The sequence below is a fragment of the Paenibacillus durus ATCC 35681 genome, from assembly GCF_000993825.1.
Taxonomy (GTDB): domain Bacteria; phylum Bacillota; class Bacilli; order Paenibacillales; family Paenibacillaceae; genus Paenibacillus_AQ; species Paenibacillus_AQ durus_B.
In genome coordinates this window covers 540155-556814 of sequence record NZ_CP011114.1, presented here as the reverse complement: position 1 = coordinate 556814, position 16660 = coordinate 540155, and the positions used below count along the sequence as shown (strand labels likewise).

Sequence of the window (16660 nt, the reverse complement as noted above, 5' to 3'; positions counted from 1 at the left end):
TCTGACGTTCCGGCCTGCCCTAAGATGCGGCTTGCTTTAATAAGCTATTACTTCTGAGCTTTCAAATAGCGGTCGTACCCGTCCTGATAGACCTTCATCAGGTCCTCAATGCCCATTTTTTTCAGATCGGCGGTGTATTTATCCCAACCTTCATCCACGCTGCCGTCCATCAGCCACTGGGCACGCATCTTGTTCGTGTAGGTCTGAATTTCCGGTTTCAGGCGGTCAATCGTCTGCAATTCCTGATCCGTGAAGAAAATAAGCGGGAAATGCTCTTTTTCCATCTGCGGCACGAAAATGTTCTTGATGTCGTCCATCCGCTGTTTCGCGCGCGGTTCCGGAGCGACTATCTTCTCAAAATCCTCGCCCGTAATGACGCCCGCTCCTCCTAAAGAAACCGTCCGCCGGAATTCGCCCGGGTTCTCGATATCTTTCTTCTGAACGAGCAGTCCGTTTGCGTCTTTCTCAAACCATGTGCCGATAGGTCCCCAATGGACTTCCGCCGCCGTAACCGGTTCGTACAGCTTGTCGAGCCACTCGGCGGTCACGTCCGGATTCTTGTTCGCTTCCGTAATGACCGTACCGCCTCTGCCAATCGCCGAACCGTTATTCCATTTCACCACCATGTCTTTGAACGGAGGCACGATCGGATAGTGATCATCCCGCTCCCCGCCCACTACGTCGGTACGGTCCCACCAGAGGAAGGAGCCCAGCGTTTCATCTTGCGTCTTGCCTTTTGCCAAATACTGCGCATCGTTATGGGTGAAGGCTTCGATATCGACCAGACCTTCTTCAAACCAGGTGTGAAAATATTTTACCGCCTCTTTGTATCCCGGCTGCAGAGCGGCGTAGTATACCTTTCCGTCCTTGACGTTCAGATGCTCGGAGAAGGTCTTGTTGTCCGGCTGATACGTCTTGTCGGGTTCGCCGAACGCGCCGAACAGATAGCCGATATCCCCGGTCCAATAAGCGTTGATGAAGGAGAGCGGAATTTCGTCTTTCTTGCCGTTCTTGTTGGGGTCTTTATCTTTAAACGCTTTCAATACATTGTGGTATTCTTCCAAGGTCTTCGGCATTTCAAGTCCAACATTCTTCAGCCAGTCTGAATTAATATACAAAAAGTCCGGATTGGCCCCGATATCCTCCTGCCCGCTGCCCAGCTCCTCGCCTACCGGGAGAGAGTAAATGTTGCCGTCGGGAGCCGTAACGAGCGCTTTGATGTCGGGCCGCTTCTCAAAGAGCGCTTTCAGGTTGGGCATATGCTTGTCGATCAGATCGTTAAGCGGAATAATGGTGCCATCCTGGCCGTAATGCAGCAGCTCCGTGTCCGTAAAGGAGGCTCCGTAGAACATATCCGGCAAATCGCCGCTTGCCAGCAGCAGGTTTTTCTTCTGATCATAATCCGTATCAACGATTGTGGTCCATTCCACATGGACATTCGTCTCCGACTCCATCCGCTTCGCCAGTTCAAAATCGTTGAAATCGCTCGGCGCCAGCGCCGGACGCTTCGCCACCGCCTTCAGCGTCAATTTCTCCTTAAGCGGGAAACCTGCGGCTTCGCCGCTGCTTGCATCACCCGCCGCACTCGATGCAGCCGGAGCATTGTTTGAAGCGTTGTTGCCGCTGCATGCCGTAAGTACGGTGGAGGCACATAATACCGCCACGATAAACATGGATATTTTTCTATTCATTGCAAATCAAACCTCCCTTATGATGACTTGCCCTATGCAGACACTTGCCACCCTTACAATTACCAGGCCCCACCTCCTTTCAGCGCATTCGCGGACAGCCCCGGCCTCATCTCATCCCTTGACCGAACCGATCATGACGCCTTTGACAAAATAACGTTGAAGCAGCGGATACAGCGTGAGGAGCGGGAGCGCCGCTACGATAATGACTCCGAATTTAATCAGCTCGGTCACCTTCTGCTGGGCTACGAGCGTCGTAATGTCCGTCAGCATATCCCCGGAAGGCTGGTTCTGGATCAGGATGTTCCTCAAAATGAGCTGCAGCGGGTACAGCGACGAATCGTTCACATAAATCAGGGCGTCAAAGAATCCGTTCCACTGGCGGACTACGGCGAGCAGCACAAGCACGGCGATGATCGGTTTCGACAGCGGCACGACAATGCTCCAGATGTAGCGCAAATTGGTGCACCCGTCGATGGCAGCGGCCTCGCGGAGTTCATCGGGCAAGCTCTGGAAGAACGTCCGTGCGATAATGATGGCGAACGCGTCCACCGCTCCGGGAAGCACAACCGCCCAGATGGTATTGATCATGTGAAGATTTTTGACAAGCAGGTAGGTCGGGATAATTCCGCCGTTAAAAAAGAGGGTGACGACAAAAATCATCATGAAGGCGTTCCGGCCGTAAAGGTCTTTGCGCGACAGCGGATAAGCCGCCATAACGGTCAGAACCGAACTGATGACAGCCGCGAGCGCGGCGTAGAATAAGGAGTTCCGGTAACCGATCCAAATGGTGTTGTCGCTGAAAATCCGCCGGTAGCCGTCAAAGGTAATCGACTTGGGCCACAACCATACGTTGCCCGCATAAATCTGGTTCGGGTCGCTTATAGAAGCGATTACGATAAAATAAAGCGGATATAGAATCATCAGCGTAAATCCGCCCAGCACGATGAAATTCGCCACATCGAAAGCAATATCGCTTTTCAGCTTGCGTTTCATTTGAAACATGCTCTATCTCCCCCTTTCTAAAACAATCCGTTCCCGCTTATTTTTTTGGCCGTTCGGTTGACGATAAGCAGAAGCACCAGATTGATGGCCGCGTTAAACAGTCCGATTGCCGCCGAGAAGCTGTACTGCGCGCGCTGGATGCCGATTTTGTACACATAGGTCGAGATGATCTCCGACGCATCGATATTGAGGTCGGTTTGCAGCAGAAAGGCTTTCTCAAATCCTACGTTCATCAAGTTGCCTACGGCCAGAATGAACAGCACGGTAATGGTAGGAAGAATCCCGGTCAAGTCGATATGACGGATTCGCTGCCATTTGTTCGCCCCGTCTACTACGGCGGCTTCATGAAGATGCGGGTCAATGCCGGCCAGCGCGGCCAGATAAATAATGGTGGCGAACCCGGTCTCCTGCCATACCGTACTCAGAATATAGATCGGGCGGAACCAGCCAGCTTCGGACATGAACAGCACCGGCTCCCCGCCGAACGCTCCGATGAGATGATTGATCAGCCCGCTGTTCGGCGACAGAAACACAATGATCATGCCGGCAAGCACAACGGTGGAGATGAAATAAGGGGCATAGATTACGGTTTGAACGAACTTCTTCAGCTTCTCCCGAGCCAACTGATTCAGCAGAATGGCGATAATCACGGGAATGGGAAAGGAGATCAGCAGGTTCAAGAGGCTAAGCAGAACGGTGTTCTTGATGATCGTCCAGAAGTTATAGGATTCAAAAAACTCCCGGAAATACTGAAATCCCACCCATGGGCTTCCCCAAATTCCGGCGCGCGGCGTAAAGTCTTTAAAAGCGATCTGCACGCCGTACATGGGGACATACCGAAAAATAATAAAGTAGGCTACAGGCAGAATAAGCAGCAAATACAGTTCCCAATTTTTTCGGGCAGCTTTCAGCTTTCTCATATTTGACTCCCCCTGGCAATTCGATGTAACGCGGGCAGCGGCGCGTGAGGAACGTGCCGCCGCCCGCACGCTTACTGCACCGGCACGTTCACGTCGTCCACGTTGATGTGGCCCCAGGCGCCCGTTGCGTTATCCACAATCTTGATATAGCATGCCGTACCGATATAATCGGAAGCGTCCCAATAGACTCGGTTGTAGGATTCCTGGTCAAGACCGGTGGCTTTGAACAATTCCTTGCCGTCCGAGGAACGGACCAGCGCGACGTAGAGGTCGTAATAGTTGTTGCCGCCCCCTACGAGCAGATTGATCTGTCCATTGCCGCCGAGCGTAAAGGTCTGGGACTTCAAAACTCCGATTTGGGCGTCATTGCCGTCTTTTACGCCCCAAAGATGGTTGGCGCCGCTTTGGTTAAACGGTCCGCCCCAGCCCCAATTGCCGTCCGACGTAACGTCCTGGCTGGAGAACGCATTGCCGGATACTACCGTCCAGCCGGTCAACTGATTGTCGAACTCGTGGTTCGTCAGCTCGCCATGCGCCGGTTCCGCCGTGACGGTAACGGCTGTCGTTGCGGTATAATTGCCCACCCGGGTCTTCGCGGTGATTGTGGCATTGCCGGCGGCCTTCGCCGTGATCTTCCCGTTCACCACGGTCGCGACCGCCGGATTGCTGGATGTCCAGATGACATCCTTGTTCGTGGCGTTCGCCGGGCTGACGGTGGCAAGCACAAGCTGGCTGTCGCCCTGGATAATGGTCTTGCTCGCAGGCAGCGTAACTCCCGTTGGATTCACGGCGCCGTATGCCGAGTTCATCGCCCAAATCTTCAATGATTTCACGACAACGGTGTTCGAATTGGCATTGGCCCAGAGCCGGATTCCTTTGGCGTCGGCGCGGGTCGGATAAGCGCGGGTTGTAAGCGACTTCAATCCATTCAGGTACGATTCCACCATGGAGCGGTCAACGAAGATGCGCAGCTTGATATTTTCAGAGCCAATATCTACGGTCCCCCCTTGGTACCACTTCTCCACATCGGGATTCAGACTGGATTTGGTCCGGTTCACAAAGAATTCCTTCGAGTTCTTCTTGTAATACACGATCGTCTCTTCTTCCGCGCTGGACGAGCGGCGGAGGCTGAAGCCCACCTCGTTGGCGCTGCCGGGGTCAATTTCCGCTTCGATCTCGTACATATCTGAGCTGATGGCAGAGAGTTCTGTGTTCGTAGCCGAGAAGCCCGTGTCGGATGTGATATTGACAAGCTGCGTGCCGCGAAGCGAACTCAGCTCCGCAATCGGCTCTTCCCCGAGTCTGCCGTCCGGACGGAGGTAGACATTCAGCGGCAGCCCGAAATTATGCGCATAGCCCGCGTTATAGTCCATGGTCGCCGTTCTTCGGCCCTGGGCGATGGAATAAATAACTGTGCGTCCATCCGGCGTCAAGCCCGCTGCCGGTCCGGTGAAATGCTCGCCAACGTCAAGCAGCTGCGGGGCCGGATCATCCGGAACGAATTTGGCCGCAGCCGGATTCCATGTGCCGATCCAGTAATAGGTGTACCGGGACTGGTATTCGCCCCGCGCCATTTTCGCCGGGTTGATCATGAATATATATTTGCCGCTGCTGCCCAGGGGTCGGAGATTCGGAAGCTCCCACACGCGGCCCGTCTCCGGATAGGTTCCGTAATCCCCGACATAAAGATCGCCCCTGAACGTCCAGCCGCTCTCCAGCGTCGGATCGGTCGTTGAATAGACCAGCGCCGTGCCGCCGATGTCGTTCCCGGAACTGTCTTTCTTGCCCGAGGTTACAAGCATGAACCAGGTGTTCCCGTCTTTGAAGACAAACGGATCGCGAAACTCGCCCATGATCCCTTCGCCGGGCTGTTGGTCGACGACGACTTTCGGGCTTTTGAGCCAATGGTTCAGATCATTGTCCTGATCCACCCCGAAATTGCTGCGGGCGATATTGATCCGCTGGTTGGGCGTTCGCCGGTCGTCGCCCGCCGTATAGAAGATAACCGGAATATCGTTGCCATCAAGCACCAAACCGCCGGCCCATGCCCCGTCCGGATCGACGGCGTTTTTCTCCGGAATCACGGCGTCTTTGGCATCGCGCCAATGCACCATATCACTGCTGACCAAGTGCCCCCAGCGGATGTGGTTCCAGAACGGCCCGCGCGGGTTACTCTGGTAAAACACGTGGTATTGTCCATTGAAGTAGATCGGTCCGCCCGGTTCATTCTGCCAGCCTGACGGCGGCTCCGCATGATATTGCGGCCTTTGAACGTCATCCTGATAGACGCTGCGGTCCATCCGGTTATTCGCCGTCGGCAGATTACCGCCCAGCGCGCTGACGTATGCGTTATACGCGTTCTGCACATCGGCTGCGCTGAGCGCCTGATTGTAAATTTTCACTTCATCGATAAGTCCGCTAAAGGCATTCAGATTGAAGCCGTACAGCCAGAATCCCTGATTATTTTTGCCGATAAAGAGATCCGTATCGCTGGGAACGATGGCTTCGCCGGGAGTGAAATCCGCCGTGGTTACCAGACTTCCGTTAAGGTAAAGCGCAGCCTTGCCCGTTGAGCTCTCGTAAGTCGCGACCACGTAGGACCACTCATCAAGCGGCAGCTCGCTGTCGGTCTTGATTTCCCGCCAGTTGCTGCCCGTGCCGAACTGAAAGCCCCAGGTGCCATGACGGTAGTTGCCGAGAATAAAGCCCTCTTTCGCTTCCCGGTTATGCTGGTTCACAATCGCAGACAAGCGTCCCTCGTCTCCATGCTCGAAATTTCGCGGGGCGACCCAGGCTCCTACCGTGATCGCTTGGGTTGGTGTCGGAAAATGGCTCGCGTTCCGCGTAACCCAGGTGGAATAGCCGTCGAACAGAAGCGCCCCGCCGCTGATGCCGTCGCTCCGCCAGAGCGGGTCCTGGGCCGCTTGATAAACTCCGGTGTTCAGATGATACGATACCGGGTCCTCTGTGCCTGACACCGTCTCCATTGTCGTCTTGCCTGAAGCTTCGTTCAATTTCCAATAACCGGCCAGCCCGCCGGCGTATTGCGAGTTGTAGACATGGAAGTCGTCTGCGCCGAGGTGCCCGAAGCCGCCTGTCGCCTGATCGACGATGCGGATATAGACATCCTGCCCGAGGTAGGCGGAAGCATCCCAGAATACCCGCTGAAACGCTTCGGAGTTCCGTCCGGTTTCCTTGAACAGGATTTGCCCGCCATTTGCTTTGACCAGCGCGACATACAGGTTGGCTGTGTCCCTGCCTCCGTTGATGAGAAAATCAATGCCGCCGTTGCCGCCCAGCGTGAACGTCTCGGATCTGATGGAACCGGTCTGGGCATCCCCGCCATCTTTAAAGCCCCACAGATGGTAGGTGCCCGCCTGATTGAACTTCCCGCCCTCGCTGTAGAATTCCTCATGGACCAGGCTGCTTGGGGCGAACGCGTCCCCGCTGACATTGATCCAGCCCCTGATTTCGCCAGGATTCAGATCGGACTGCTCGAAATCGTGGTTGTACAGGGCAGGCTCGATATGCCCATTCAGAGAGGGACTTTGGGGAACGTTGATGTCGTCGATATTGAGATGCCCCGCCGCCGAGTTATCGACAAGCTTGATGTACACAACCTTTCCAACGTAAGCCGAAGCATCCCAGCTTTGTATGGAATAGGTGTCTGTATTGTTGCCCGTGGCCTTTAACAGCTCTGTATTGGTAGCGCTATCAACCAAGGCCGCATAAAGATTGTTAATGTCGCTGTCCCCTCCCATCAGGAAGTCGATCTGTCCGTCGCCGGCCAAGGTGAACGTTTCGGATTTGAGTACACCCACTTTGGCATTGTTGCCGCGTCCCCCCCAGATATGCCAAAAATTATGCTGGTTGAATTTCTGCCGGTTCCAATAATCGGTGTCGCTCGTCACATCGCCCGAGCTGAACGCATCCCCGCTCTCAATCGTCCAGCCTGACAGCGTCCCCGTCTCAAACCCGGGATTTGTGATCGAATTCGAATAGGCTTTGGCGGCAGGCATATGAACCGGAATCAAATAAAGAAATGCAAGAATGGCAAGCAGCCGGCACACGAACCGGCGCCTCGGTTTGAATTGCATTGCGTACTTTTCCCCTTTCGATTTTGTTCTGCTTTCCCTGACATTACTCTTACGGGACACGATCTTCTTCTCAGCTACTAACACATCTATGGGTTGGATCATATGCCGTCATGTTTTGTTGAAACGTTTCCAATTTATGCAAGAAGAAACGTCTATCCGCCCTGTTTGAGCATATGCTCTCGAAGCTTAGCGACATGAGCATCGCTGTTCAGGCGTCCGTTCCTCATCGAAATATAGCCGCAGTTCAGCTTGCGACATGAGCTTGCGACATGAGCTTGCGAATATCAGGTCGTCTCTCCCGCCCTATAGGTTACAGGGATACGGAAGACTTCACGGTCCAAGCTTTTCCCTTCGACTTTCTTAAGCAGCAGCCTTACGGCTGTTCTCGCCATCTCCTCCACCGGTTGACGGATCGTGGAAAGCAGAGGATGGAAAAAGGGATGATCCTGGATGCCGTCGTAGCCGATGACCTTTACATCCTCAGGCACGCGAATGCCAGCCTCTTTGGCTTTCTCGATATATCTGGCTGCGGTCATATCCGTGATGGCGAATACGCCGTCGATGTCCGGATGCCGCTGCAGGAAGGTGCTGTAATATTGGTCCTCATCCTTATGCGAGTCGGGTTCTTCATACACGGCGAAGGGAATACCAAGGGCCTGCGCTTCATGCACGAAACCGTCCTTGCGCCGCAGCGTTTCACTGTACATCGAGGGCACATTGCCCAGAAACGCGGGTTTCTTCGAACCGGCTTTTACAAGCTCCCTGAGCGCGATTCGCCCGCCTTCGAAATTGTCCGAGGTTACGCAGGTAATCTGCTTGTTGAAATGCCGGTCGATGCTGATGATCGGGATATCCGTGCTTACGATGTTCTCGATATCGTTGTAGGTAATCCCGACGATTCCCGCCACCTTGTTCTGCTTGAGCATATCGAAGTAGTACAGCTCTTTCTCGGGCTTGCCCCCGCTGTTGCACAGCATCAGCTTGAACCCGTTCCGGTCAAGTTCATCTTCAATATAATAGGCAAGCTCGGAAAAGAACGGATTCCAAATACTCGGCAGCATCAGGGCGACCATCTTGGACTTCTGCATCTTAAAATTCCGCGCGACCTCATCCGGCACATAATTCAATTGCTTGATCGCCGCCATGACTTTGTCCCGGGTTGCCGGTTTTACCGCCGGGGCATTGTTAATGACTCTGGAGACCGTACCGACGGCGACACCTGCCAAAATGGCGACATCTTTAATACTGGCCATAAGCTTCCTCCGCTAAAACATCTTTGATAGCGCTATCATAACACTAAATTGGAAACGTTTCAATATCGAATTTAAGCGTTCTTATATTTTTTCATTAAGTATCCTCATGAAATTTTTTTCGATTTTATTGACAGGTCGGCAATTCAGGTTTATATTTTGGTTAAGCGTTTACGTTATCTTGTTACAAGTTATTGAATTTAATAGAAAGCGCTTAACAATAGCTGTCAGCCGTATTGGGGGGAAACGCATGAATCCTACAATTAAAGATGTAGCCAAGAAGGCGAACGTTTCCATCGCTACGGTCTCCCGGGTACTGAACAATTTGGGCGGATATTCCGACAAAACGAAGCAGAAGGTTAATGAGGTCATTCAAGAGCTGGGCTATCAGCCCAACGCGATCGCGCGCGGCTTAATCAATAAGCGTACGCATACGATCGGAGTATTATTTCCGAATGTATCAAGCACCTTCTCCTCGGATATTTTGCAGGGAGTTGAAGATTACGCCCATGGACGCAATTACAGCATTGTGGTCTGCAACACCGACGATGACGGCAAACGCACCATGAAGTATCTGCAGCTTTTACGGGAAAAGCAGGTTGACGGAATCATCTTCTCCAGCAGTGTGTTAAAGGAGGAGTATTATGAGGCAATCCAAGCGATGAATATCCCGGTCGTCCTCGTCTCTTCCGAATCCAATTATGCCACGGTTCCTTACGTGAAGATCGATGACTGCTTGGCCGCCTGCGACGCGGTAGAGTACCTCATCAGCAAAGGGCATCGTAAAATCGCAATGATCAGCGGTGGAAAAGAGGATGTATTAGCTGGAGCTCCTCGGGTGGACGGATATATAAGAGCGCTTGAGAAGCACCAAATTCCTTTTGACAGCCGATATCTCGTTTACGGCGATTTCAGATTTGAAAGCGGATGCATTCAGTTTGAGACGCTAATGCGCAACGCTCCCGATGTAACGGCCGTGTTTGCGGCCAGTGACGAAATGGCAATCGGCGTGCTGTCGGCCGCTTATAAACTCGGAGTCCGAGTTCCCGATGATGTTTCGGTCATTGGATTTGACGGAGTTCAACTGTCCAATATGGTAGTTCCTCCGTTGACAACGGTTAGCCAACCGCTTCAAGAGATGGGCAAAATCGCTTCCGAAACGCTGATCCGCAGTATTGAAACGGGCGAAACGCTGCCGGGAACCATAGTCTCTCATTCGATTATAGAAAGACAGACGGTAAGAATGCTTACCTGAGTCTTTTTATGAATACAACGTAAACGTTTAACTGAATATGCAAACGTTTGCTTTCCGTGGATTATGACATTAGAAGCCGGAATTGCGCAGGTTAGTAAGTTAAACGTTTACGTCACTGCACTGTACTATAAAATTTCAGTTTAGGGGGATTTGACATGAAAAAAGGAATAACAACCGTACTTGCAGGTATGCTCGCTATGTCGCTGCTGGGGGCCTGCGGCAACAGTTCCTCGGACAACAGCGCAAACGGCGGCAGCTCCTCGGGCAAAGTCAAAATTGAATTTTTCCAGAACAAAGCGGAAGCGAAAACCTCCTTCGATAAGCTGGTCGCCAAGTTCAATGAAGCCAATCCCAATATCGTCGTTACGCAGGTTAATCCGCCTGACGCAGAAACTGTACTCAAAACACGCGCCGCGAAAAAAGACATTCCGGATGTCGTCGGTCTGGGCGCAACGGACACATTCAAGAGCCTGGCGACCGGCGGCGTGTTCGAGGACCTCTCCAGTGATCCCGTCGTCAAAAATATTCAGCCGGCCTATGCCGACATGCTGAAGAACTATACCGGCAACAATCAATTGAACGGCGTTCCGTTCGCCGCCAATGCCAACGGTGTTATCTACAATAAGGCCATGTTCGCCGAGGCGGGCGTAGAGGTTCCCAAGACCTGGGATGAGCTCATCGCGGTTGCCGAGAAATTCAAAGCTGCCGGCAAGAACGCTTTTTATATGACGCTTAAGGATTCCTGGACGACCCTGCCGGCGTTCAATGCGCTGAGCAGCAGCATCGTAGGCATCGACTTCTATGGCCAGCGCCAAGCCGGCTCCGCCAAATTTGCGGGGACCGTTAATGAAGTCGTACAGAAGCAGCTTCAATTGACCGAGTATGCGCAGAAGGATATTTTCGGCAAAACCTACAATGACGGCAACGTGGCCTTCGCCAAGGGCGAGGCAGCTATGTACCTGCAGGGCGTATGGGCGATTCCTGAAATTCAAAAAGCCAACCCTTCGATCGATCTGGGCGTATTCGTGTTTCCCGCAACTAATGATCCGGCCAAGAACAAGCTTGTTTCCGGTGTAGATACGCTGCTGGCCGTTTCCAAAACGTCCAAACATCCAGCGGAAGCGAAAAAATTCATCGAGTTCATGCTGCAGCCGGAAAATGTCACCCAGTACATCACCGAGCAAAAGGCGTTCCCTACAGTTACCGGTGTAACCCAGGAGGACAAGAGCGTGGAAGGCTTGAAAGAGGCCTTTACTCAAGGCAATCTGGTCGACTTCTCGGACCACTACATTCCGGCTGCCATGAAGATCGATACGCTTCTGCAAGAATTCCTGCAAAAGAAAGATATCGACGCGTTTACAAGCAAGCTGGATACGGAATGGGATAAGGTTGCTAACCGTAAATAAAAGCTTAAGACTGCTGGAGGAGAAGGCCTCTTCTCTCTCCGGCACTTTTTTGAGGAGGACGGAACAATGGCTAAACGCCGGATCGCATATTATTTGATGACCATACCCGCGCTGTTCCTGTTTTTTGCTTTTCATACCTTCCCCGCTCTTCAAGGTATTTTTTACTCCTTTACCAACTGGGACGGATTCAGCGACGGATATAGCTTTGTCGGCTTGAAGAACTTCATCAATGTGTTCAAAGATGAGAACGTGTACAACGCCTACTTCTTCACCTTTAAATACGCCATTGCGGCTACCCTTCTTATCAATGTCATCAGTCTCCTGATCGCGCTGGGACTGAATGCCAAGATTAAAGCCAAAAATTTCTTCCGCAGTGTGTACTTTCTGCCGAATGTCCTTGGCGTCCTGATTGTCGGCTATATTTTTAACTACCTGTTCTCCAATGCCTTTACGATATGGGGCGCAAAGCTTGGAAGCGATTTCCTGTCGCAAAATATTCTCGGCAACCCCGACTGGGCATGGGTAGGTATCGTTATCGTCGGCGTCTGGCAGGGCATCGCTTATAACACCATCCTCTATCTTGCCGGCCTACAGACGATTCCCGCAGATCTGTATGAAGCCTCCAGTCTGGATGGAGCCAGCAAATGGAGAGAGTTCTGGAGCATTACCTTCCCGATGCTTGCTTCCTTCTTCACCATCAACATGGTTCTGGCCATGAAGGGCGGACTCATGATCTTCGACCAGATCGTCGCTTTGACCGGAGGCGGACCGGGACGCTCCACACAGTCGATCGCCCACCTGATTTATACCGGGGGATTTACTGGCGGGGAATTTGCGTATCAATCCGCGAACGCCGTCATCTATTTTATCGTGATCGTGGCGATTTCGCTGTTCCAGATTAAAGTTCTACAAAGACGGGAGATGGACCTGTAATGAGAAAAAATACCAACTGGCTGGCGACCGCCCTCATTGCGCTCGGTTCGATCCTGATTCTGTTCCCGCTGTACATGACGGTCGGCATCGCGCTCAAGAATCCCGAAGAAATGGCACAGTCTATTTTCTCACTGCCGACCGGACTGCATTTTGAGAATTTCAGCAACGCCATTAAAGCGACCGATTTCTTCCATGCTCTTCAGAACAGCGCAGTCATCACCATAGTTTCGGTTGGATTTATCCTGCTGACCAACTCGCTCGTCTCCTATGCCATAGCAAGAAATATGAACCGGAGATTCTTCAAGCTCCTGTATCTGTATTTCGTCAGCGCCATGTTCATTCCGTTTCAGATCATCATGCTGCCTGTGGTCAAGGTAACAACCGATCTCGGCATGAACAATATTCCCGGTCTCATTCTCCTGTACATCGTATATGGTCTCCCGTTCAACGTGTTCGTCTATGTCGGATATATCCGTTCCATCCCGCTTGAACTGGAAGAAGCCGCCACGGTGGACGGCACATCGACCTGGGGAACCTTCTGGAAGATTATTTTTCCGCTGCTTGGTCCGATCAGCGCAACGATCATTATACTGTCCAGCTTGTCGACCTGGAACGATTTCCTGCTCCCGCTCATTCTGCTGGCCGATCCAAGCCAATACACGCTGCCGCTTGTGCAGTACGTGTTCCAGGGGCAGTTCAGCACCGACTTCAATCTGGCTTTCGCCTCCTACCTGCTGGCGCTGCTGCCGATGGTCGTCGTTTACCTGTCCGCGCAAAAATGGATCATCAGCGGGATTACGCAGGGTGCAATCAAGTAAAGCAAATACGCTGCGGATCGTTCATGGAATGGACGTTCAAGCATAACAATAGCCCTCCCGTCACTACCCGGGAGGGCTTTGTGCTGATTGTTGACCATCTGCCTCAATCGCTTCAGTTGGCAGTCTTGTTCAACAGATTGGCGATAGCCTGGGCCGCTTCCGCCCGGGTAGCCGTCTGTGCCGGAGCAAAGCGGCCGTCCGCCTGACCGGCCATGAGTCCGGTACCGATGACCGATTGTACAGCCGGGAGCGCCCATGCCGCAATATGCCCGCGATCCCGGAAGGTCAGCTCCCGGCCGCTCGCTGCACCGCCTCCGTCCGCCCGCTCGAGTGCTTTGGCCAGCATGACCGCCATTTCCTGCCGCGTAATGGCTGCGTTTGGCGCGAACTTACCGGCGCCGCGTCCGGCAATGATGCCGGCTTCATAAGCTGCGGCAACGCCGGATGAATACCAGGCCCCCGCCTTTACATCTTGGAATGGGGCTTGGCCCGTACTCTGCAAATGGAGCGCTCTAGCCAGCAGCGCGGCGAACTGGGCGCGTGTAACCTTGGCCGACGGAACAAAAGTGGTATCCGTCATTCCGTTAATCACATGCTTCGCCGTTAAGGAAGTGATCGCTTGGTAAGCCCAGTGGCTGGGAGCGACATCGAAATAGGACTTGTCGTTAGCGAGCATGGCAAAACTGCTCAAATGGCTTGGACCTGCGCTCGCCGTATCGCCCGCGCTGTCCGCTTTGTCGATATATATCATGGTCCAATATTTTAATGATGGGAGATCAATCGTGAGACGGGTCCCATTCCATGTGTACCGCAGTTCCTCCGGCATGCCATGATGGGTATCCGGGCTGGCAGCATATACTTTTAGATTCGGCGCAGCCTCTTTCGATATTCCAATATCATAGGTCACTTTAAGGTTATTCTGCAGAACCGGCTCATTGGCGGCGTTTCTCCAGTTATCATCATTGTTCAGCAGATTGATAAGGTGCAGCACATCGTAGCGTTCAAACCCGGCGTTCGAGCGATTCTTCCGTACGGTGGTCCAGATGGTATCCTGAGCTCCGCTGCTGCTGGTTGCAAGCCTGCCGCCGCCAGCTTCCACTTCAACCGATGCGGTAAGATCCGCCTTGCTGTCAAACAGCAGATTCTCATAAGCGGCGCTGAACTTGTAATACTCCTTCATGGTTTCCTTCGTGGACTCCAGCAGCTTCTTGCTTCGGTTCGGATAGTATTCATGGGCCAGCATATTTGGGCCTTCCTCGAAATTCTCGGCGGTGCCGATCTCGATATGCGTAGCTCCCAGAGCCGCGAGTCCGGCGTCCATCAGGCGCAGTGACGGTTCATTGAAGTAGCCTAACGTCAGACCTCTGATGTTGACGCTGCCGTTCCCGCTCTCCTCGTCCATTTTAAGCGTCACCCTGTGCTTCCCTGCATTAAGATGCGGAACGATAAAATACCCGTCCTGGCTGTAGGAGCTGCTGTTATCCGTTGGGGAAAAATAGATTCGGGCAGGCTCTCCGTTCAAATCAGCGGCTCTTGTTCCGTCAATATACACGGCCCGGCTAGTTCCCGTTCCTCCATTGGAATACGTGTAGATCAAGGACGTTTCCCCAGATTGCGGTACGTCCACATCGAATGATACAGTGTCATTCAAATGCCCGAAGTCCAATATTGTATCTTTATCCAGGACCAAAGGTGGCACTGCTTTCGCCTCGGAACCGTTATATTGAACGCCGGCCGCCTGCTTGTAATTCATATAGCCCGCGATAACCATCGCCTTGCCGCCGTCGGCTTCGCGGGTCTCATTCACAACCTGCTGAAGATCCTTGTACTTGTCCTGATCCTGCCAGATTTCGCTATAATCGAAGTCGGTCTTCGTATTTGGATTTGGCACCGCGCTGTAGCCTTTATTGCCTCCGACCATATTGAAGGTCACGTGGCTTTTGTTCGCATTGTTCGCCTTAATAGCGTCTTTGGTGGCATTGATGATTTTATCAAAATCCTTCGCGTAGTAACGCTTGGTTCCGTCGTGGCCGAGCAAATAATCATTGTCGTTTGTGCCCCACTGGTCCAAATGAATACCGTCAAAGCCGTAATCGTTGATGGCCCGGACATATTGCTGTGTAATATAAGACTGCCACTGCGGATTGCCGGGGTCCTGCAGATAAAGCGCCGTCGGATGCGGCTTTACTCCGTCGAAATTAAAGCCGACCTGATCCTTTTGCGGCGTTCTGGATTCGGTCGCTGTCTTGTTATACAGCCCCCACTCCGGCTTGACGCCGAAGTCCTGATAATTCTCGCGCGCGGCATAGTTCATTTCGTAGGCCATTGCTGCGGAACCGTATTTCTGAGCGGCCGACACGGATTGCTTGACGGTCAGCGGATACAAGAGCCGCCCGAGCAGATCGGTATAGCTCGAATTCTCATCGACCGGTGCTGTAATGAAGCGGCCGTTCGCATCAAGCAGCGGCTTTCCGTTCTTGTCGGTCTTCGAGTATACGGATACGTCATGCCGCCACATCCAGTCATAGAACTGGTAGGCGTTAAGATAATACTCCTGGGAAAGCTCTTGGAGTTTCGCATCGCTCTCCTCTGCCGTTTCCTTCGGAAAATCGGCCACATAGCCGTATCTCGGAAAATGGGTCCAATCACTGGAAACGTCTACCGCTGCGGTTACATAATCATCAGCCGCCGCTCCCTCGATCCAAGCCTTGGCCATATAGCCTTTAAAATCTGCGGTTGGCGGAGTCCAATCCACTTTCAGCCCGGCGCTTCCGTCCTTCTGCACGGTCAAATCCTTTACGCCTTCGGCCACCAGATTGTTCAACTGATAGATTTGCAGATGAAGCTTGCCGCTCCAGTCGGCGGATTGATCCAGCGTCAGAAGAAGTTCGGCGGATTCACCCGGAGCAAACCGGGCCTTGGAAGGAACCATCTTCGTGATTCTATGTTCCGGCGGAGTGTCCGCTGCCGCTGCGGCAGCCGAAGCCGTCCCGGCCCAGCCATAGCCGATTGTACCGGTCTGGGCCAGCATAAGCAGCATACAGAAATACGCTATTGCCTTTTTCGTTCTCACAAGCCATCTCCCTCATCCGTAGTTTAACTGTGTAAAACAAACATTCACTCAGAATATAGTGTTTTTCCTTCTTTTGTAAATGAATCTCTAATCCTATTTTGTTCTTCCTCGTTATTCATCCAAACTGCCTACTCCAGATCTTTGGGATTGACAAAAATAGTCATGAGGCTTACTATTTAAGTAAGCGTTTACTTTGCTTGAGCGACACCTTTTCA

Annotated in this window: 10 protein-coding genes; 4 read left to right on the top strand and 6 right to left on the bottom strand. The window is 52.6% G+C overall.

The window, feature by feature from the left end; translation table 11 throughout:
- Nucleotides 1-47: 47 nt before the first annotated feature.
- From VK70_RS02465 to VK70_RS02445, 5 genes are all read right to left on the bottom strand, one after another.
- Entirely contained in the window at nt 48-1691 is a 1644-nt protein-coding gene (locus tag VK70_RS02465) for an extracellular solute-binding protein (protein ID WP_046722752.1), read from the bottom strand.
- A gap of 111 nt (nt 1692-1802) precedes the next feature.
- Nucleotides 1803-2693, bottom strand: coding sequence for a carbohydrate ABC transporter permease (locus VK70_RS02460; protein ID WP_025699092.1), 891 nt, complete (start codon nt 2691-2693; stop codon nt 1803-1805).
- Nucleotides 2694-2710: 17 nt separating this feature from the next.
- Nucleotides 2711-3613, bottom strand: a complete 903-nt coding sequence (locus VK70_RS02455) for an ABC transporter permease (protein WP_025699094.1) — start codon at nt 3611-3613, stop codon at nt 2711-2713.
- 71 nt (nt 3614-3684) lie between these two features.
- Nucleotides 3685-7710: a GH32 C-terminal domain-containing protein gene (locus tag VK70_RS02450; protein ID WP_025699097.1), complete on the bottom strand. Its 4026-nt coding sequence runs from the start codon at nt 7708-7710 to the stop codon at nt 3685-3687.
- 284 nt (nt 7711-7994) lie between these two features.
- Nucleotides 7995-8963, bottom strand: a complete 969-nt coding sequence (locus tag VK70_RS02445; protein WP_025699099.1) for a LacI family DNA-binding transcriptional regulator — start codon at nt 8961-8963, stop codon at nt 7995-7997.
- A 247-nt stretch (nt 8964-9210) separates the two neighbouring features.
- Between VK70_RS02445 and VK70_RS02440 the strand changes: the two genes are divergently transcribed.
- From VK70_RS02440 to VK70_RS02425, 4 genes are all read left to right on the top strand, one after another.
- Entirely contained in the window at nt 9211-10215 is a 1005-nt protein-coding gene (locus tag VK70_RS02440; protein WP_025699101.1) for a LacI family DNA-binding transcriptional regulator, read from the top strand.
- A gap of 155 nt (nt 10216-10370) precedes the next feature.
- Entirely contained in the window at nt 10371-11621 is a 1251-nt protein-coding gene (locus VK70_RS02435) for an ABC transporter substrate-binding protein (protein WP_025699103.1), read from the top strand.
- 66 nt (nt 11622-11687) lie between these two features.
- On the top strand, nt 11688-12554 hold the full coding sequence (locus VK70_RS02430) for a carbohydrate ABC transporter permease (RefSeq protein WP_025699106.1): 867 nt from the start codon (nt 11688-11690) through the stop codon (nt 12552-12554).
- Complete coding sequence (locus VK70_RS02425) at nt 12554-13372, top strand: carbohydrate ABC transporter permease (protein ID WP_025689229.1); 819 nt, start codon at nt 12554-12556, stop codon at nt 13370-13372. Before VK70_RS02430 ends, VK70_RS02425 begins: the two co-directional genes overlap by 1 nt.
- A 112-nt stretch (nt 13373-13484) precedes the next feature.
- Here VK70_RS02425 and VK70_RS02420 read toward each other — a convergent pair whose 3' ends face one another.
- Nucleotides 13485-16445, bottom strand: coding sequence for a glycoside hydrolase family 66 protein (locus tag VK70_RS02420; protein ID WP_046722751.1), 2961 nt, complete (start codon nt 16443-16445; stop codon nt 13485-13487).
- Nucleotides 16446-16660 lie beyond the last annotated feature (215 nt).

What these genes read in the sequence shown, in the direction of transcription:
- VK70_RS02440 (WP_025699101.1), top strand. Translation starts at nt 9,211, where the DNA reads ATGAATCCTACAATTAAAGATGTAGCCAAGAAGGCGAACGTTTCCATC.
- VK70_RS02430 (WP_025699106.1), top strand. Translation starts at nt 11,688, where the DNA reads ATGGCTAAACGCCGGATCGCATATTATTTGATGACCATACCCGCGCTG.
- VK70_RS02460 (WP_025699092.1), bottom strand. Translation starts at nt 2,693, where the DNA reads ATGTTTCAAATGAAACGCAAGCTGAAAAGCGATATTGCTTTCGATGTG.
- VK70_RS02455 (WP_025699094.1), bottom strand. Translation starts at nt 3,613, where the DNA reads ATGAGAAAGCTGAAAGCTGCCCGAAAAAATTGGGAACTGTATTTGCTG.
- VK70_RS02445 (WP_025699099.1), bottom strand. Translation starts at nt 8,963, where the DNA reads ATGGCCAGTATTAAAGATGTCGCCATTTTGGCAGGTGTCGCCGTCGGT.
- VK70_RS02435 (WP_025699103.1), top strand. Translation starts at nt 10,371, where the DNA reads ATGAAAAAAGGAATAACAACCGTACTTGCAGGTATGCTCGCTATGTCG.
- VK70_RS02425 (WP_025689229.1), top strand. Translation starts at nt 12,554, where the DNA reads ATGAGAAAAAATACCAACTGGCTGGCGACCGCCCTCATTGCGCTCGGT.
- VK70_RS02450 (WP_025699097.1), bottom strand. Translation starts at nt 7,710, where the DNA reads ATGCAATTCAAACCGAGGCGCCGGTTCGTGTGCCGGCTGCTTGCCATT.
- VK70_RS02465 (WP_046722752.1), bottom strand. Translation starts at nt 1,691, where the DNA reads ATGAATAGAAAAATATCCATGTTTATCGTGGCGGTATTATGTGCCTCC.